Source organism: Neobacillus sp. MER 74 (assembly GCF_023714155.1).
Map to the genome: position 1 here is coordinate 97,620 of NZ_JAMAUV010000012.1, position 19,532 is coordinate 117,151.

General features: G+C 40.1%; 14 protein-coding genes. All 14 read left to right on the top strand.

Going from position 1 to position 19,532, the window contains the following annotated elements:
* Positions 1–6 precede the first annotated feature (6 nt).
* The 14 genes from galT (at position 7) to M3610_RS18895 (ending at position 19,448) form a co-directional block, all read left to right on the top strand.
* Complete coding sequence (galT, locus tag M3610_RS18830; RefSeq protein WP_180229930.1) at positions 7–1,491, top strand: UDP-glucose--hexose-1-phosphate uridylyltransferase; 1,485 nt, start codon at positions 7–9, stop codon at positions 1,489–1,491.
* A gap of 80 nt (positions 1,492–1,571) precedes the next feature.
* Positions 1,572–2,630, top strand: a complete 1,059-nt coding sequence (locus M3610_RS18835; RefSeq protein ID WP_098570986.1) for an aldose epimerase family protein — start codon at positions 1,572–1,574, stop codon at positions 2,628–2,630.
* 3 nt (positions 2,631–2,633) lie between these two features.
* Positions 2,634–3,626, top strand: coding sequence for a LacI family DNA-binding transcriptional regulator (locus M3610_RS18840; RefSeq protein WP_251461367.1), 993 nt, complete (start codon positions 2,634–2,636; stop codon positions 3,624–3,626).
* Positions 3,627–3,734: 108 nt separating this feature from the next.
* Positions 3,735–4,736: a sugar-binding protein gene (locus tag M3610_RS18845; RefSeq protein WP_251461368.1), complete on the top strand. Its 1,002-nt coding sequence runs from the start codon at positions 3,735–3,737 to the stop codon at positions 4,734–4,736.
* Complete coding sequence (locus tag M3610_RS18850) at positions 4,733–6,217, top strand: sensor histidine kinase (protein ID WP_251461370.1); 1,485 nt, start codon at positions 4,733–4,735, stop codon at positions 6,215–6,217. Before M3610_RS18845 ends, M3610_RS18850 begins: the two co-directional genes overlap by 4 nt.
* A complete protein-coding gene (locus tag M3610_RS18855) occupies positions 6,192–7,778 on the top strand; it encodes a response regulator (RefSeq protein WP_251461372.1) in 1,587 nt (528 codons plus the stop codon). Before M3610_RS18850 ends, M3610_RS18855 begins: the two co-directional genes overlap by 26 nt.
* Positions 7,779–8,019: 241 nt before the next feature.
* Complete coding sequence (gene mglB / locus M3610_RS18860) at positions 8,020–9,081, top strand: galactose/glucose ABC transporter substrate-binding protein MglB (protein ID WP_098570981.1); 1,062 nt, start codon at positions 8,020–8,022, stop codon at positions 9,079–9,081.
* Positions 9,082–9,463: 382 nt separating this feature from the next.
* Positions 9,464–10,969: a galactose/methyl galactoside ABC transporter ATP-binding protein MglA gene (gene mglA, locus M3610_RS18865; RefSeq protein ID WP_098570980.1), complete on the top strand. Its 1,506-nt coding sequence runs from the start codon at positions 9,464–9,466 to the stop codon at positions 10,967–10,969.
* A 12-nt stretch (positions 10,970–10,981) separates the two neighbouring features.
* Positions 10,982–12,004, top strand: a complete 1,023-nt coding sequence (gene mglC, locus M3610_RS18870) for a galactose/methyl galactoside ABC transporter permease MglC (protein ID WP_098570979.1) — start codon at positions 10,982–10,984, stop codon at positions 12,002–12,004.
* Positions 12,005–12,324: 320 nt separating this feature from the next.
* Positions 12,325–13,560 carry a Zn-dependent hydrolase gene (locus tag M3610_RS18875; RefSeq protein WP_251461374.1) on the top strand — a complete coding sequence of 412 codons (1,236 nt, stop codon included), beginning with the start codon at positions 12,325–12,327 and terminating at the stop codon, positions 13,558–13,560.
* A 147-nt stretch (positions 13,561–13,707) separates the two neighbouring features.
* Positions 13,708–15,171, top strand: coding sequence for a PstS family phosphate ABC transporter substrate-binding protein (locus M3610_RS18880; RefSeq protein ID WP_098570977.1), 1,464 nt, complete (start codon positions 13,708–13,710; stop codon positions 15,169–15,171).
* Positions 15,172–15,632: 461 nt separating this feature from the next.
* On the top strand, positions 15,633–17,066 hold the full coding sequence (locus M3610_RS18885) for a GntP family permease (protein ID WP_251461376.1): 1,434 nt from the start codon (positions 15,633–15,635) through the stop codon (positions 17,064–17,066).
* A 52-nt stretch (positions 17,067–17,118) separates the two neighbouring features.
* Entirely contained in the window at positions 17,119–17,904 is a 786-nt protein-coding gene (locus M3610_RS18890) for a 3-hydroxybutyrate dehydrogenase (RefSeq protein WP_251461378.1), read from the top strand.
* A gap of 128 nt (positions 17,905–18,032) precedes the next feature.
* On the top strand, positions 18,033–19,448 hold the full coding sequence (locus M3610_RS18895) for a sigma-54 interaction domain-containing protein (protein WP_251461379.1): 1,416 nt from the start codon (positions 18,033–18,035) through the stop codon (positions 19,446–19,448).
* Positions 19,449–19,532 lie beyond the last annotated feature (84 nt).

Here is a 19,532-nt window from a genome sequence, read left to right on the forward strand (position 1 = left end):
ATCATAATGATTTATCAACTTATACAACAATTAATTAATCAAGCTATTACCACTCAATTAATCGAGCGGGAAGATGAAATCTATGCGCGCAATCAAATTTTGGCATTGCTTAAGCTAACTGAGTTTAAGGAAGAGGAACTAGCGGAGAGCAATCACTTTGAAATCCCAGATTTACTTGAATTAATCGTGGACTATGCCTGCAATCAAGGGGTCATTGAAGATTTATTTGATGAAAAAGAGATTTTTTCAAGTAAAATAATGAACTGTTTTACTGCACGCCCATCCACTATCAATCAAGTGTTTTATGAAAAATATACGCAAGATCCAAAGGAAGCAACCGAGTATTTTTATGAGTTAAGTAAAAATAACAATTACATTCAAATGAAGCGTATTCGTAACAATATCGAGTATAAAACCGCCACAGAATATGGTGAACTTGATATTACGATTAATTTATCAAAGCCTGAAAAGGATCCTAGAAGTATCGCACTCGAGCTGTCAGTGCAAAAAACGGATTATCCGAAATGTCTGCTCTGTGTTGAAAATGAGGGATACGCAGGCAGAGTCGGTCACCCGGCCCGCTCCAATCACCGAATGATTCGCATCAATCTATTAGATCAGCCGTGGTACTTCCAATATTCACCGTATGTGTATTACAATGAGCATTGTATTGTCCTATCAGAAAAACATACCGATATGGTCGTTAGTGCCTCGTCTTTTTTACGGTTATTGAGCTTTGTTGAACAATTTCCGCATTACTTTGTGGGCTCAAATGCGGACCTGCCAATTGTCGGCGGTTCGATTTTAACCCATGATCATTATCAAGGTGGGAATTATCAATTTGCGATGGCGAAAGCCGATGATGACTGGACATTTAATATGGCTGGTTATCCAGACGTAGATTGTTCCGTGGTTAAATGGCCGATGTCAGTTATTCGCCTCCGTTCTGCTTCAATAAGCGCGCTTGTTGAAGCGGGTTCACATATTTTTGAGCAATGGAAAAATTACAGTGATGCGACGCTTGAAATTTTGGCGAGGACCGGAGAGACGCCGCATAATACAGTGACCCCGATTGCCCGGAAAAATGGAGGTGTTTTTGAACTGGACTTGGTGCTTCGTAATAATCGAACAAGTGAGGAGCATCCGCTGGGTATTTTCCACCCTCATGCCGATGTCCATCATATTAAAAAGGAAAATATCGGCCTAATTGAAGTAATGGGGCTGGCTGTTTTACCTGCACGATTAAAGGCTGAACTCGGAGAAGTAGAAAATTACATCCTAAGTAAAGCATCAGATGTAGCAGATTACCATTTAACCTGGGCAGAAGCGCTAAAAGCACGCTATCAAGATATTGCTAATGAAGCGAATGTCGAACGCCTTGTGAGAGAAGAAGTAGGAAAGAAATTCTTAAGAGTCTTGGAAGACGCAGGTGTGTTTAAGCGGGATGAGGCAGGGAACGCAGGATTCCAGCGTTTTATCACTTCTTTATAAAAAAATGAATCGAATTTTGGGATTTTAGTGTAAGGGGAAACTGTAATTAACTACTTTCTGAAAAATATGGAGTGATATCGATGAAAATATTAGATAGAATATTCGGCAGTTACGAGGGAGAGTCCGTTACAGAATATACTTTAGTCAACGATTATGGCATGGAGGTCTCTTGTCTGAATTTTGGTTGTGTCATTACGAAAATCATCGTCCCTGACCGCCATGGAAACTTTGAAAATGTAGTACTTGGTTTTGATAACTTCGAAGATTACACAGAATGGTCACCTTATTTCGGTGCAGTTTGCGGCCGGGTTGCCGGAAGAATTGGCGGTGCAAGTTTCGAATTGGACGGGAAAGAATATCAGCTTGCAGACAATAACTACCCCAATCATCTGCACGGAGGCAAGAAGGGTTTTAACTCTGTGATTTGGAAAACTGAAATTATTGAGAAAGAAAATGCTGTCGGGCTGAAGTTTTTCTATCACAGTCCAGATGGAGAAGAAGGCTATCCTGGCAATCTAGACACCACTGTTACGTACATTCTAAATAATAAAAATGAACTCGATATTTCCTACGAAAGTAAAACTGATCAAAAAACGTTAGTCAACTTAACGAATCACTCGTATTTTAATTTAAGTGGGAATATAAAAAGAGATTGTTCGGAACACATTCTTAAGGTAGATAGTGATCGATTTTTAGAGTTGAGAGACGATCTTATCCCTACTGGTAAGTTGATTGATTCTAAAAATACCCCCTTTGATTTTAAGTATGGCAGAAGGTTGAGTTCTGGGCTGAATTCATCTTATCCGCAAAACGTACTTGTCGGAAAAGGTTACGACCACCCACTTGTTTTTAGACAAGAGGGAGAAAATACGATGATTCTAAGCGACGAAGAAAGCGGCCGCTCGCTTCTTATTACGACCGATCAGCCATGCGTTGTCCTTTATACAGGGAATTTTCTAGAAGGTCCTTATTCTATTTCAGGTGTCAGAGCGGAGAATTATTTGGGTGTTTGCCTGGAAACGCAAGGGTTTCCTGATGCCATCCATCATCCAGAGTTTCCTTCAGTCATTTTAAATCAAGAGGAAGTATACCATTCCAGAACAGTGTATCGTTTTTTTGCTAATACATTAGGAGACTGATTTATGGCTACCATCAAAGATATTGCACATATTGCAGGGGTATCGATTGCAACGGTATCCCGTGTTTTAAATTATGACACCACTCTTTCTGTCAGTGATGAAACGAAGAAAAGGATATTCGAAGTGGCAGAGGAGCTATCTTATAAAAAGAAGACTGCGCGCAAGCAAGAGGCGGGTAAAATTGCTCTTTTGCAATGGTATACCGAAAAGGAAGAACTTGACGATTTATATTACATGTCCATCCGGCTGGGTGTTGAAAACCAATGCCGGCAGCATGGGATTCAAGTGGATAAGTATTTTCAAGACAACTATGGGGATTTGAAGGAAGATGATATTCAAGGGCTGATTGCGATTGGAAAATTTAGCAGGAAGCAAGTGAATGATCTCGTTAAGATTACCAAAAATATTGTCTTTGTGGATACCTCACCAGATGAAGATATGTTTGATTCCATTGTTATTGATTTTGAACGAGCCACTAAAAAAGTGCTTGATTATTTTATTCAAAAGGGTCATGAGAGAATCGGGTATATCGGCGGCAGAGAAGTCTTTAAGGATAAAACCTCTTTTATTGAGGACCCTAGAGAATTGACCTTCAAGCGCTTTTTTTCAGAAAAAGGATTGCCCAATGAAGATTATATGTATGTAGGTAACTTTACTGCTGATGATGGTCATGCGTTGATGAAGAAGGCGATACATGAACATCCAGGGGATCAATTACCCACCGCATTTTTTGCGGGTAATGACTCACTAGCGGTTGGCGCATTAAGGGCGCTGTTGGAGGAAGGGATTTCCGTTCCTGATCATGTGAACATCATAGGGGTCAATGATATCAGCATCTCTAAATATGTCTTCCCATCCTTAAGCACAGTGAAGGTATATACTGAAATTATGGGTGAAACCGCCGTTGACACTCTTTTGGAGAGAATAGCAGGCAGAAAAACAGTCAAGAAAATAATTATTGCCACAGAGTTGATTATTAGGAATAGCAGTTTTTAAAGAAGAGAACTCATCAAAAAATTTGATGAGTTTTTTTGCCATTGTCGAAATATGGGATGTTCCGTATAATGTTTGTAACTAGATAGGTACAGGAATGGGAGCGGATTCATGAGCAGGTTATCGGTGCTGGCATATATTTTTGGAGCTGTATTCTTCGTGGTAAGCTGCTCATTTGCGGTTTTTTATGGGTCGAAGGTCCTTACGCATGATTTGCCTGCAGAGAAAAAGCAATCTAAAGAGTATGACTATCATTTTGTTCTAGTCCCTGAAGAGCTAGATAATGAATATTGGAGACTTGTAGAGCAAGGTGCAAAAGCGGCTGCAGATAAATATGGTGTCCTGTTGGAATATGCAGGGCCTAATCAAGGGAATATTGAAGACCATTTAAAGACGATTGAAATGTCAGCGGCCTCTAAGGTGGATGGAATCTTAACACAAGGATTGAGTGATGAACAATTTACTCCTCTAATTAACCGAGTAGTTTCTAGCGGGATTCCAGTCATCACTGTCGATACAGATGCTGCGAATAGTAAACGACTTGCATATATTGGCACGGATAATTATTATTCTGGATTTCTCGCTGGAAAGGCATTGATTCAAGATACAAAAGGAAAGGCTAATGTCGCAATTATTACTGGAAGATTTTATGCAAACCATCAGAAACAGCGGGTAAAAGGCTTTCAAGATGCGGTTAAAGGAGAAAAAGGCATTCATATTATCGATGTAGTAGAATCCGAAATTAGCAGAGTCCAAGCGGCAGAAAAGGCGTATCAGATTATGAAGGACCATCCAGAGGTCAATGCCTTTTTCGGGACAAGTGCATTAGACGGTATTGGGATTGCCCAAGTAGTCGATAAATTCGTTAAACCTGGAAAAATGTATATTGTTGGATTCGATACCTTACCAGAAACATTGGAATACATCCGCAGAGGAACCATAAACGCAACTGTAGTGCAGGAGCCCTATGAAATGGGGTATCGGGCTGTAATAATGATGATCGATCATATTGAAGGAAAATCCGTTAACCCTATCGTCCATACGAATACGAAGATTCTAAGAGTTGGGGATTTGCCCTTAAGTCATCTGGACCGAAGGGGAGAGAGAAAATGAGATTATTTAAAATTCGCTCGAAATTACTCCTATACTTCATTGTCCTAGTAGTGTTGTTAACATCTGTCGGCTTCTTTTTCTATAAAAGCAGTGAGAAGTTAGTTATGGAATATGACGATAGTTTTGAACGATTTCTGCTTCTCAATGATATCTCAAAGAGAACAAATTTGATTACCGAAAATCTGCGTGGCTATCTTTTAGATAAGGAAACGTCTTATCTAAGTGATTATAAGAAGGAAAAGCTCAAGTTAATTAATGACCAAAAGCGGCTTAATGAAGAAATGGACAATCATGATATTTCATATATTAATTATAAAAACATGATTGATAGCTTTTTAGATGAATGCGATGCAACGGTAGGTGCTTTCGAGAAGGATGATATAAACAGTTATTCCAATCATTTTAATGGAGTTTTGAAAATCGCCTCCTTTCTCCAAGAGAGAACGCTGGCACTATTAAATAATAAACTGACTGACTATCAAAAATTTTATGCTCAAATGGAGAAGCAGAACCATTACTATAAACTATTGTCCATCTCACTATTTGCAGCAGCTTTTTTCCTTAGTACCTTGCTTGCCCTCTGGATTTCTGGCGGGATTACAAAACCAATTAGTCTGTTATCTGCGGCTGCAAAGCAAATTTCAAAGGGGAATTTATCCGGTGAGGATATTAAGGTTACAACAAAAGATGAATTAAAGCCACTAACAGAAACCTTCAATCAAATGAGAACCAATTTACGTCAGCTAGTCACTGAAATTAAACAAAAGTCTGAATTGGATAAGCTACTTAAAGAATTGGAGTTACGGAGCCTCCAAAACCAAATTAATCCTCATTTTTTGTTCAATACGTTGAATACGGTTTCAAAGATGGCGTATTTGGAGGAAGCAGAACAGACTTCGAGATTAATAGAAGCCGTGGCTGCGATACTCCGGTATAACTTAACTGATTTCGATAAAGCATCAACATTAAGAGAAGAAGTAAGAATTGTCCAAGAGTATTTTTATATCCAACAAACCCGGTTCGGGGAACGGATTTCATTTATAACGGAGATCGAGGATGATTGTCTGGATATTGAAATCCCTAGTTTAATTCTGCAGCCATTAGTAGAAAACGCCTTCATGCATGGAGTAGAATCCTACGAAGAGAATGGGGTAATCAGGCTCCGTATTTACCAACATAATGATCGGATCCATGTGGAGGTCATTGATAATGGGGCAGGGATGGATGAGAGTACTAAAAAAAGATTGCTTACTTACGTAGAAGGTACTGAACCGGAAGAGGGGTCCGAGCCGGATAAATCAAAAGGTCAATCAAATGGTATTGGTGTAAAAAATGTGATCAGAAGGCTGCAGCTCTTTTATAGGCGAAATGACATAGTAGAAATTGAATCCAAGCCTCTGTACGGAACAAATTTTAGACTAACAATTCCGGGCGTCGCCAAAGGGGGAAGTGTACTTGTTAAAAATACTTATAGTGGATGATGAAATTTTGGAGCGAACGGCATTAACGAAAATCATTAACCGATCTTCGGAGGACGTAATGGTCATTGGAGAAGCCCCCAATGGAAGAATTGCAATTGAAATGGCCACGGAACACCGACCAGATATTATTTTTATGGATATAAAAATGCCAGGGATTGATGGTGTACAGGCGGTCAAAGCTATAAAAAAAATCAATCCCTCGATTCGATTTATTATGGTTTCCGCCTTTAATACATTTGAATATGCGAAAGAAGTAATGCAGCAGGGGGTTAAGGAATACATCTTAAAACCAAGCAGAAAGCAAGATATACTTGCGGCATTAGAGCGAGTTTGTACTGAAATCCTTGAAGAAAGCAAACAGCGAGAAGAACAACAAAGTTTACGAGATAACCTGGATCGTGCAGTATCCATCGCGCAAAAAGAATGGGTATCGACGGTTTTAGTAAATCAAGTTCAGGATATTACTTTTGATGAATGGGGCCAGCTCTTGGGGGTAGAAATTACTTCAGGGTATATTATGCTTTTCTCGCTGCGGCCGAAAGGAATGACTGAATTATCCGCAGATCAAAAGCAGAACTGGTATTTATGGCTTAAGGATACCCTGAATTCTGTCATGATGAAACAGGAAGTGATGGTTGGCCCGCTAACAGATTCACAAGTACCTGTTTTATTCCTTTGTAAAAAAGCAACGGAAAAGGTCCATTTTAAAACTAATGCACTGGCTGTCATCGATAACCTGAACCGACTTTTTGAAAAAAAGAGTTATCATGCTGAGCTAAGGATTGGAGTCGGACTTCCATATAATCATGCCCATGAGCTAAATAAGTCCTATCTTGAAGCACTTATGGCTTTGCAGCAGATGGCAAAGACCCCCGAGCGTAAGTATTTATTTGCAGTGAAACAAGGCTCGGCTGAACTGTCCTCCTCTTCAGAAGTATTAGAGATTGAGAAAAAGCTATTAGAGGCTGTCAGACAGGGAGACGTCAATCAAGTATTGTTCATTTTTGAATCGTTCGCAGAGATGCTGGCTGAGGATAAGAATATAAAAGGATCCTCAGTAAAAAAAGCCTTTGACGAGATGTTTATTCTCGTTTCACGAATGCTTCATGATTTAGGGATTAGCTATGAACGAACACCTGCAATAGAAGAGTCTGAAGATATTATGGCGATTTTCGAAAAAGGGAAAGCCCATTTATTGGCGGTGGTTCATCAGGTTCAGATTTGGAGAAATGATCATGCCAAGGGAATGCTGCATAAAGCAAAGGAATATATCGAAATTCACTATGCTGATTCTCTTACATTGGAACAGGTAGCGGAATATGTGGAACTTAGTCCTTTCTATTTTAGTAAATTATTTAAGGATCGGTTCGGAATGACCTTTATTGATTATTTAACGGAAATAAGAATTAAGCATGCTAAGGCTGAGATGGTTGATCCGGGAAAAAGTTTGAAGGAAATATGCTACTCCATCGGCTATAAGGACCCAAACTATTTTAGCCGAGTGTTTAAGAAACACACTGGCTTATCGCCAACTGAATTTCGCAAAGTAACAGTAGGCTAATATTTCTTGCTTATGAGACCAATCTGCATTCGTGGATTGGTCTATTTTTAGTGGAAAGAAGAAATTTTTTAAAATAAAGCGTTTGCAAAAAAGTCTAGATAATCGCAAATTAGTGCTAGACTTTTGACCTATTGAGGGGAATCCCTCCATGCTAACATATGTGTAAGGGCTTACACTAAGGTTAGCGAAGCGATGTGCTGCTTACCAGGGTCTTACTAAATAGTAAAAGGAGAATGACAACATGTTTAAAAAGAAAAAGGGGTTAATTCTATCTTTAACAGTTGCATCTAGTATTCTATTAGCAACAGGCTGCAGTGATTCGACAAGTGGTAAGGATTCTGGATCAGGCAAGGACAACAGTCTTCCAGCTGTTGGTGCAACCATTTACAAATTTGATGACAACTTTATGTCCTACGTTCGTCGTGCAATGGAGACTTCCGCAGATGGCAAAGCAAAGCTGATGTTGAATGACTCTCAAAACGACCAAGCAAAACAAATTGAGCAAGTGGATACACTTATTGCCAAAGGAGCTAAGTCTCTAGCAATCAACTTAGTTGATCCAAAAGCGGCTCAAACGATTATCGATAAAGCGAAGCCAAAAAATATTCCAGTTATCTTCTTCAACAAAGAGCCAGATGCAAGCGTACTAAAGGGCTATGATAAAGCTTACTATGTTGGAACGACCTCTTCAGAATCAGGTGTTCTTCAAGGTCAACTGATTGCTAAAGCTTGGGAAGCTAACAAAGATAAATATGATAAAAACAAAGATGGAAAACTTCAATACGTGCTATTAAAAGGTGAGCCAGGGCACCCAGATGCAGAAGCACGTACAAAATTTGCAGTCGATACTGTAAAAGAAAAAGGTATCCAAGTAGAAGAATTAGCAATGGATACTGCGATGTGGGATGCAACAAAAGCTACTGAAAAAATGGATGCTTGGTTAGCTAAGTATAGTGACAAGATTGAGTTTGTTATTGCTAACAACGATGGCATGGCGTTAGGTGCAGTTGCTTCTCTTGAAAAAGCAGGCTATTTCTCTGGCGATAAATTCATGCCAGTAGTAGGTGTTGACGCGATTCCAGAAGCACTTGAAATGATTGAAAAGGGCAAAATGGTGGGTACTGTCTTAAACGATGCTAAAAACCAAGGTAAAGCAACAATTGAGCTTGCAACTAATGCAGCAAACGGTAAAGACGTATTAGACGGAACAGAATGGAAGCTTGATGATAATAAAGCCGTACGTGTTCCTTACATTGAAATTACAAAAGATAATATCCAAGTGGGTAAAGACGCATACAAGTAAGAAAGCGGAAGCGCCTTGTCCAGGGGCGACAGGCGTAAGACGAGCCGGCATGAAGGTTGTTCTTTAACCTTCTTGTCGGATTGGCTTATGACCCCGAGCCCCTAGGCGCTGCAGCTAGACTGTAAGCATTAATCCAGTCGAAGCGCCTTGTCCAGGAAAAAAGGGTTCATTTTTCCCCAAGGGAAAAAGTAGTTTATTTTTCCCCTGGGGCTGAAACAGCCCCAAGGCGCTCTTCGAACGAAGGAAAAGGGTACGCTTTTCTTTCGTTCGGAGTAAGACTCCTTCGAAATTGGAGCTGGACACCGTATTTAAATAAAAAATTCATATAAGGCACCTAATGAGTGTCTTATATCTTCAAATGGTTTAACAAGGAGGTTCGCTCATGTCAGAATCCAGAACTACCAATCTACTTGAAATGCTAAACATAACGAAACGATTCCCTGGGGTGCTAGCTTTAAATAATGTGTCCCTTAAAGTAAAGCCCGGATCGGTCCATGCTTTAATGGGCGAAAATGGTGCTGGAAAATCAACACTAATGAAATGCCTATTTGGGATTTATTCGATGGATGAAGGGAAAATCCTTTTTGATGGAAAAGAGGTTTCCTTTGCCAATTCAAAGCAGGCACTTGAAAATGGCGTATCGATGGTGCACCAAGAACTAAATCAGGTCCGTCAACAGAATGTTATGGATAATATCTGGCTCGGCCGGTATCCGAAAAAAGGTATTTTCATAGATGAAAAGAAAATGTATGAAGATACAGCAGCGATATTTAAAAGTTTAGACATCAATATTGATCCGCGCAGTAAGGTGAGTACGCTATCCGTTTCCGAAATGCAGATGGTAGAGATTGCAAAGGCGGTTTCTTATCATTCAAAGATTATTGTAATGGACGAACCTACCTCATCCTTAACAGAAACCGAAGTAAATCATCTTTTTAGAATCATTAAAAGACTGCAAAGTGAGAATGTAGCGATTATCTATATTTCTCACAAAATGGAGGAAATCTTGAAGATTTCTGATGAAGTAACCATCATGCGTGACGGTCAGTATATTGCAACCAAAAGTGCCAAAGACCTCACCACAGACGAAATCATCAAACTAATGGTTGGCCGTGACTTATCACAGCGCTTCCCTGCTAAGGCTAACAAGCCTGGGGAGGTCATATTGAAAGTCTCAGATCTGACGGCAGAAACACAACCTTCTTTTTCTAATGTAAGTTTTGAGCTAAGAAAAGGCGAAATATTAGGGATTGCCGGCTTAGTTGGATCCAAGCGGACAGAGGTTGTTGAAGCACTGTTTGGGATAAGGGCGATCACATCAGGATCGATTGAATTAAATGGCAAGGTGGTCAAAAATCATTCGCCGCAGCATGCTATCAAAAACGGCTTTGCCCTTGTGACGGAAGAAAGAAGATCAACAGGGATCTTCCCTGATTTGAGTATCAGTTTTAACTCGATCATTTCAAACATGAAGCAATATAAAACTAAAAGCGGGTTCCTATCCGACCGCAAAGTTGCTGACGATACGCAATGGGTGATTGATTCGATGAAAGTAAAAACCCCATCACAAAAGACATCTATCGGCAGTCTTTCAGGTGGTAACCAGCAAAAGGTCATTATTGGACGCTGGCTGTTAACCAAACCGGAAATTTTATTGCTCGATGAACCGACACGTGGAATTGACGTTGGGGCGAAGTTCGAAATTTACCAGTTAATTAATGAGTTAGCTGCTGAAGGAAAAGGAATTATCATGATTTCTTCAGAAATGCCAGAGCTTCTGGGCGTTTCTGACCGAATTTTGGTTATGAGTAATGGTAAAGCAGCTGGGATTGTCGAAACGGCAACAACATCCCAAGAAGAAATCATGAGCTTAGCAGCTTTGTATTAGGAGGAGATGCAAATGAATAAATCAGCCGCACAAAAAGGCAGTATAACCAAGTTGCTCTTTGATAATGTGATATATGTATTTTTAATCCTGCTAGTCATTGGAATCGTAATCGCTTCTCCTGACTTTCTATCAGTAACAAATCTTATCAATATCCTTAGTCAGTCTTCTTCCCGGATTATTATTGCCCTAGGGATGGCCGGAATTCTGATTACCGCTGGAACAGACTTATCCGCAGGACGGATGGTCGGACTCGCTGCTGTTGTGTCTGCATCTATGCTGCAAGCTGGTGATTATGCTTATAAAATGTATCCGAACCTTCCAGAATTACCGTTAATCGTACCAATCTTAATTGCTATGATTGCAACAGGTTTAATTTCTACATTAAATGGTGTGATTGTTGCCAAGTTACATGTACCGCCGTTTATCGCAACATTAGGTATGATGATCGGTGTCTACGGGATCACTTCGATTTACTTTGACCGCCCGCCCTATGGCGCACAGCCAATCGGCGGATTAAGCGAAAAATTTACAACCTTTGCCCAACGCGGGATTCCAATTGGATCCTATGAACTTCCTTATCTAGTTATTTATGCAATTATAACCACTGCAGTTATCTGGGTAATTTGGAATAAGACACAATTAGGTAAAAACATGTATGCAATCGGGGGTAACCCTGAAGCAGCAAAGGTTTCAGGTGTTAATGTTGCGAAAAACCTGATTATTATCTATATGATTGCCGGCCTATTATATGGCTTCTCAGGTACACTGGAGGCAGGTCGTGTGGGTAGTGCGACAAACAATACAGGAAACATGTACGAATTAGATGCCATCGCAGCCTGCGTAGTCGGTGGGGTATCACTTTCAGGTGGTATCGGATCGGTACCAGGCGTAGTAACCGGGGTATTAATATTCCAAATCATCAACTACGGTCTAGCCTTCCTTGGCGTAAGTCCATACATCCAATTCATCGTAAAAGGACTAATCATCGTCGTAGCAGTAGCCTTCGACATGCGCAAACACGCAAAGAAAAAATAAATTTAATGTTTTGGTGTCAGTTTTGGTGTCAGGCACCGTTCGTGGACAGTTGTCCACGAGCGGTGCCTGACACCTTTTTTTATACAAACTATCAAATATTTTGTAGGTTGGATTTGATGTTTTGTCTAATGACAGGGCTTGGCCGTGGTGTATAATAAAGGTATTGACTGAATATTTACGTATTTTATAAGGAGTTAATTTTAAGTCCCAGCACTGCTGTATAACAAAACTCAGCAAATTTACGTTTTTATCCTCCATGAGATTTATTGACCAATGAATCATTCTCGTAATCTCACTCAAAAAAAAGGGAGTGTTTAATCATGCAACGACAAAAGTTATTGATTAATGGAGAAAGACTAAAAACGACATTAGAACAATTTGCAAACTTTGGCCGGACAGAAAACAATGGAGTCACAAGGCTTTCGTTATCAAAAGAAGATATTCGGGTAAGAGATTATTTTCGTTCTTGCTGCGAGGAGTTAGGGCTGACAGTCACGGTAGATGATATGGGCTGTATGTATGCGACATTAGCTGGGACTGAAGATAAGCCGCCCATTCTGATTGGCTCCCACTTGGATTCGGTAAAAAAAGGCGGCCGATTTGATGGTGTGCTGGGGGTTGTCGCTGGGTTAGAAGTAGTCAGAACGTTGGTCGAGAATCAAATAAAACCACAAATCCCAATTACCATTGTTAATTTTACAAACGAAGAAGGGGCAAGGTTCGAACCATCGATGATGGCATCAGGGGTGCTCTCTGGTAAATTTGATAAGGAAGTAATGCTGAAAAAGGTAGATTCAGAGGGAGTTACCTTTGGTGAGGCTTTAAAGGCAAGCGGGTACGAAGGCGAAGTAGGGAATCGGTTGAAAGAGGCAACGGCCCTTTTGGAGCTTCATATAGAACAAGGCCCGATTCTTGAAAAAGAGGATCTCTCGATTGGTGTTGTAGAATGTGTGGTGGGAATGGCCTGCTATGAGATTGAAGTAACGGGAGAATCCGACCATGCCGGTACTACACCAATGAATATGAGAAAGGATGCCCTGTTTGCTGCCAATAACTTAATCAATGAAATCCGCAGGCGGTTAGGGGGATTGGATGAAGATTTAGTCTTCACGATTGGCAGGGTGAGTGTGTACCCAAGCATTCATACGGTCATTCCGAACAAGGTTGTCTTTACTCTAGAAGCGCGCCATAAAGATATGGAAATTGTCCGTACGGTTAAAAACCTTATCGAATCACTTCCGAGTTTAACTTCACTTCATGAAGGCTGTGAGGTAAAAACAACAAAATTATGGGAGCGTGACACAGTCTGGTTCCAACCAGAGATCTGTCAACTATTTGAAGAGTCCGCACAATCACTCGGATATTCTAACCGAAAAATGGTTTCAGGTGCAGGACATGATGCCCAGTTCATTGCCAGCTTCGTGCCTACTGCGATGCTGTTTGTTCCAAGCATTAATGGCAAGAGCCATTGTGAAGAGGAATTAACGACGTGGGAAGACTGTGAAAAGGGGATTAATGTTTTATTGGATACAGTTTTGACCATGCTGTCAAAATAAGAAATGACAAATCATAGATTTTAAGGAAGACCCTTTTGCAATGCGGAGGGGTCTTTTTTTATGTAGGAGTTTATTGTAAAAAGTTATAATAAAGTGTAAAATTACACTATATAAAATCATCGAAAAAATATCAAAAGGGAGCCGGACATGGGGAAAATAGTAAAGTTCTTGTTACTGTATTTTGGAATCGTGCCACTGATTTTTAGTTTTTTCGCATTCGCGATTATGACGGTGTTTGATAATACTTTGCTTGCCGCACTACCAGGATTAATAGTTGCTGGGTGTTTGACCGGGTTCCTCGTAAGCAGGAAGCACTTGAAGCAGGAAAACCTAAAGGACTATCTCGTCCTTGTTCTTATTCCGCTTGCCTATACTGCGTTCCTTTGGGCCCTGTTTATGCTGATTACCAAAGGGTTTTACGGGGCGGATGCTTGGCTGTTTTATAGTATTTTTCATTTGGTCTACGCGCCAAACTATTTTATTGCCATGCTTATGGGAGAAGGAAGATTATTTCTGGGGGCACCAATAGCATACGAGCTTTCCTTTATTTTCGGAGCAGCGCTTGCCATAATAAAGGAGAGAAAGCTCCCAGATTTCAATAAAAAACGCTTCCTGTCAGTGATAATGATATTTATGCTTGCAATCGGTACAGGTGCCGCTGTTCAATGGCATCGCAGTAAAACGGTCCTTCCATCCTATGGGTTTGAATATGGAGGAGGATATTCTAGTACTGATCTCTATCCTTATGATGTGAATAATCCAGATAATATCCTGCCGAAGTTGAAAACTGCTTCAACCTTTACAATTAAAAACCAAAGTGAAATGCCTATATTAGATGGAGCAGAAGCCGCATTTCCTGTGTATTCTGCTTTTGCCAATGCAGCCTATGAAAATATTGAAAAAGTGTATCAAGAATACGGGGAAGTTGTCACCTTTACTAATACGATTTATGCCTATGAGCGGCTTTTACAAGGTGATGTTGATATTTACTTTGGAGCAGAGCCGTCAAAAGAACAGCAGCAAATGGCGAAAGAGGCAGGTAAAGAACTAGTTATGACCCCAATAGGGAAGGAAGCGTTTGTCTTTTTCGTCAATCCAGATAATAAGGTGGATAGCCTAGCTGTCTCAGAGATTAAAGGCATCTACACAGGAAAAATTAAAAACTGGTCAAAACTAGGCGGCGAGGATGAAAAAATTATTGCCTTCCAGCGTCCTAAAAATTCTGGGAGTCAAACGCTTCTGGAGAAAATCATGGGCGACACGCCCATCATGAAGCCTCTGAAGGAAGATGTACCTGAAGGAATGGGCGGAATTATCGAGCAGGTAGCCGATTACCGAAACTATGACAATTCAATAGGCTTTTCGTTTCGATTCTATGCAACGGGAATGAAGGCAAATACAGATATCAAGCTATTGGCGATTAATGGGATTGAACCAAATCCTGAAAACATTGCGAGCGGTAAATACCCTTTCACCGCCTCGCTCTATGCTATTACAGTAAAGGACAACAAAAAAATGCAATCGATCCAGCCATTCCTGGAATGGATGCAGGGACCACAAGGCCAAGAGATCGTTGAAGAGATTGGTTATATAAAACTAACTAAGAATTAAGAAGTCATTTTCGTGTAAGTAAAAAGGCGGGGAGCGCATAAATAGGCTCTTCGCTTTTCTTTTTGTGATTGTCCGCTTTTTTAAGATTTTTTGATTATTAAGGGTTCGTCTTTATTTTTTCTAAGTAACTGCCATTTCCAGTTATCCTTTAAACGTTTTTGGCTGCACAGTTATTGAGTTTTAAAATAAATTCCAGAAATGCGGAAAAAATCCGCTTTTCCGGAATCGAAAGCGTAAATAATTTCCGGAATTACGGAATATGAGATTGGTACAATGGTGGATTATTGTGAGCACGATTTATATTTAATATAATGATAGTGTGATAATACTGAAAATTTATATTTTTAAAAATTAACAAATAGAATTGGCATGGAACTTGCAAATATTAAAGTGAACTTCAGTTTGCAAGCGCTTACTAAAAGAGGCTGAAGAACAATTCAAACTTAAAAAGGGGGATTTAAATGCAATTATTGATTATTCTTTTATCGCTTGGACTATTAATGTTTGTTGCCTATCGGGGTTTTTCTGTTATCTTATTTGCTCCCATCTGTGCACTTTTAGCTGTTTTACTTGTGGACCCGAGCCATGTATTACCGTTCTTTTCCGGCGTCTTCATGGAAAAAATGGTCGGATTTATTAAATCTTACTTCCCGGTCTTCTTATTAGGAGCGATTTTTGGTAAAGTGGTTGAAATGTCAGGGATTGCTGAATCCATCGCTAAGACAATTGTCCGCTGGCTTGGTGCAAAACGTGCGATGCTAACCATCGTATTATTAGGCGCCATTTTAACATATAGCGGTGTCAGTTTATTTGTAGCTGTTTTCGCTATTTACCCATTTGCTGCTCAAATGTTCAGGGAAGCGAATATCCCTAAACGCTTAATCCCAGGGACAATCGCGCTTGGTGCTTTCACATTTACCATGGATGCTCTGCCGGGAACACCGCAAATTCAAAACGTAATCCCTATTCAATTCTTTAAAACAAATATTTATGCCGCTCCAACTCTTGGAATTATTGGTGCTATTTTTGTCCTAGGCCTAGGGCTCTTATATCTTGAAACACGTAGGAAAAAGGCTGCAAAAGCAGGAGAAGGTTACTTTGGGTTCGGAACAGAGAATGCGGCAGCATTGGCTGAAGCCAATCAGAAGGAAACAGAGGTTCCAGATTTAACTTCTCAGCAATCTGTTTTAAAACAAATAATGGCGTTTGTACCACTCATCTTAGTAGGGGTTACCAATAAATTGTTCATCACATACATTCCAAAATGGTATCCGAACGGTTTTGATTTTTCCGCCATTGGTCTAAAAGCGTATGTAATAGATGTTCCTACTGTTGCCGCGATTTGGGCAATTGAAATGGCTCTAGTCGTTGGGATTATTACATCACTTGCCTTTGATTGGAAGCGAGTAAAGGTAAACTTTAAAGAAGGATTAAACCTAAGTATTGCTGGTGCCTTGCTTGCAACCATGAACACAGGTGCTGAATACGGTTTTGGAGGGGTTATTGCTGCTCTTCCTGGATTTACAAAAATCAGTGATGGAATTTCCAGTACCTTTACAAATCCGCTTGTTAACGGTGCGGTAACAACTAGTTCCCTTGCGGGGATTACTGGTTCTGCCTCTGGTGGTATGGGAATAGCATTAGGTGCGATGGCTGATAAATACAATCAGGCAATTGCAGCGGCAAATATTCCGCCAGAAGTAATGCACCGTGTTGTTGCCATGGCATCAGGCGGGATGGATACACTTCCACACAACGGTGCTGTTATTACATTACTGGCTGTTACTGGATTAACACACAAGCAATCATATCGCGACATTTTCGCTGTTACGATCATAAAAACCGTGGCTGTATTCTTTGTTATTGGTCTCTACACTTTATTTGGGATTATTTAATGAGGAATCAAATTTAGAAGCATAGTTTTCTGTTATTAAGGAGGATGCTCGAATGAGCAAGGCATTAAAAGGAAAAACAGCATTTATTACCGGGTCCGCTAGTGGGATTGGATTAGAGATTGCAAAAACCTTTGCAGAGGAAGGAGCAAAAGTAGTCATCTCTGATTTAAATGCTAGTAAAAGTGAAGAAGTGGCTTCCGAACTAAGGAAGCAAGGATTTGAAGCACTAGCAGCCCCATGTGATGTAACTGATGAAGAGGCATTTAAAAATAGTCTTGAGTCTGCTTATCAAACTTTCGGAAGCATTGATATTTTAGTCAATAATGCAGGGATGCAATATGTTTCACCCATTGAAGAGTTTCCAACAGAAAAATTTGAATTACTGGTCAAAATCATGTTAACGGCCCCCTTCATCGGGATTAAACATGTGTTCCCAATCATGAAGAAACAGGGCTTTGGAAGAGTCATCAATATGGCTTCTATTAATGGTGTCATTGGGTTTGCTGGTAAGGCGGCCTACAATAGTGCCAAGCACGGTGTCATTGGTTTAACAAAGGTTGCTGCATTGGAAGGCGCAGCCAATGGAATCACAGTAAATGCTTTATGCCCTGGTTATGTCGATACACCGCTAGTCAGAAACCAACTAGGGGATTTGGCTAAAACTAGAAATGTCAGCTTAGATCGTGTCATTGAGGAAGTACTCTTCCCGCTAGTTCCACAAAGGAGATTATTATCAGTATCAGAAATTGCTGACTATGCTGTCTTTCTAGCAAGCGATAAAGGAAGAGGTGTTACTGGCCAAGCGGTCATTCTCGATGGAGGCTACACGGCTCAATAAGGTATGGAAGAATCCTATTCGGATATTCGAATAGGATTTTCATATTATATGGGAAAAAAATCTAGTCTCTAATGTGAAGAATCCGTTTGGTATAATGGTTTTATCAAAACGATAAAGGTGGGGAAAGAATGTATCCTGGTTTTGAGGGGATTCCTAATAATTGGTACGAGCAAATTATTAATCTAATAGCGGAACGAATTGTCGTGGTAGATCACGAAGGGATTATTCTTTATATAAATGAGGCATATTGCGAGTTTTTAGGAACAACCGTGAAAGATGCCGTCCACCGGCCTGTACAGGATGTCATTCAAAACTCGCGAATGCACATCGTCGCCAAGACAGGGCAAAAAGAACTTGCTGCACTTCATCCCATCAATGGCAGTGAAATGATTGCTAATCGTCTTCCTATAATGGAGGCTGGAAAAGTAGTCGGCGCGGTCGGAACGGTCATGTTTCGCACCCCGGAAGAATGGCGAATGTATAAAACGAAAATACAGGGACTTGTTGAAGAATTAAAGTATTATAAAACAAAAGCTGAAAAAGAGCTAACAAGTAAATACCGTTTCAACCATTTAATTGGGAATAGTGCTGCTTTTACAGCAACTAAAAAACTAGCAGAAAGAATTTCTGAAAGCAACTCATCCGTTTTATTGATAGGAGAGTCAGGTACTGGAAAGGAATTATTTGCACACGCCATTCATAATAGCAGCATGCGTGCCTCCCTGCCTTTTATTGCAATTAATTGTGCGTCAATACCAGAACATTTACTAGAATCGGAGCTGTTTGGATATGAAGATGGTGCATTTACAGGGGCAAAGAAAGGCGGCAAGAAGGGTAAGTTTGAAATTGCTAATAATGGGACACTGTTTCTAGATGAAATTGGAGACATGCCACTCTCGATGCAAAGTAAGCTTTTAAGAGTCTTGCAGGAAAAAGAGGTGCAGCGGGTGGGGGGACAAAAGTCGATAGTTGTAGATGTTCGTATTATCGCCGCTACACACCGTGATTTAGAGAAGTTGGTGGAGGAAGGAACCTTTCGTCAGGATTTATACTATCGATTAAATGTCATCAAAATAGACATTCCCCCTCTAAGAGAACGAAAAGAGGATATTCCGCTTATTTCCCAAAGTTTATTGAAAAAATTAGAAGGAAAATTTTATCGTAAAGGGATCGAGTTGTCTGATTCCGTAAAGGATAGACTAATGCAGCATTCGTGGCCAGGAAACATCCGGGAACTTGAGAATGTATTGGAACGGTCGATCAATGTCTTAGATGGAAAAACAATTGAAGTGGCCCATCTGCCTTTATACTTGCGTGACATGGAGTTGGAGACACATCATGATATTACAGACGAGAATAATCAGCCAGCTAGGAAATCAGCATTACCGATTTCCTCATTAAGAGAAACCCTTGCGGTTGCGGAAAAGGCTGCAATGATCAATGCACTAAACGTAACAAATGGCAATAAGCAGGAAGCTGCTAAACTACTTGAAATTGGAAAAACTAGTTTTTATGAAAAGTGCAAATTGTATGCTATTAAATAGTATCAAATCCTCTGTTAAAAACAGGATATTATTCCCTTTTTTTGAAAGCGTATTATTACTATGGTAATAGTCATAATATTAGTT

Coding starts and splice junctions, on each gene's coding strand:
- galT (WP_180229930.1), top strand. CDS start 7: ATGATTTATCAACTTATACAACAATTAATTAATCAAGCTATTACCACT.
- M3610_RS18835 (WP_098570986.1), top strand. CDS start 1,572: ATGAAAATATTAGATAGAATATTCGGCAGTTACGAGGGAGAGTCCGTT.
- M3610_RS18840 (WP_251461367.1), top strand. CDS start 2,634: ATGGCTACCATCAAAGATATTGCACATATTGCAGGGGTATCGATTGCA.
- M3610_RS18845 (WP_251461368.1), top strand. CDS start 3,735: ATGAGCAGGTTATCGGTGCTGGCATATATTTTTGGAGCTGTATTCTTC.
- M3610_RS18850 (WP_251461370.1), top strand. CDS start 4,733: ATGAGATTATTTAAAATTCGCTCGAAATTACTCCTATACTTCATTGTC.
- mglB (WP_098570981.1), top strand. CDS start 8,020: ATGTTTAAAAAGAAAAAGGGGTTAATTCTATCTTTAACAGTTGCATCT.
- mglA (WP_098570980.1), top strand. CDS start 9,464: ATGTCAGAATCCAGAACTACCAATCTACTTGAAATGCTAAACATAACG.
- mglC (WP_098570979.1), top strand. CDS start 10,982: ATGAATAAATCAGCCGCACAAAAAGGCAGTATAACCAAGTTGCTCTTT.
- M3610_RS18875 (WP_251461374.1), top strand. CDS start 12,325: ATGCAACGACAAAAGTTATTGATTAATGGAGAAAGACTAAAAACGACA.
- M3610_RS18880 (WP_098570977.1), top strand. CDS start 13,708: ATGGGGAAAATAGTAAAGTTCTTGTTACTGTATTTTGGAATCGTGCCA.
- M3610_RS18885 (WP_251461376.1), top strand. CDS start 15,633: ATGCAATTATTGATTATTCTTTTATCGCTTGGACTATTAATGTTTGTT.
- M3610_RS18890 (WP_251461378.1), top strand. CDS start 17,119: ATGAGCAAGGCATTAAAAGGAAAAACAGCATTTATTACCGGGTCCGCT.
- M3610_RS18895 (WP_251461379.1), top strand. CDS start 18,033: ATGTATCCTGGTTTTGAGGGGATTCCTAATAATTGGTACGAGCAAATT.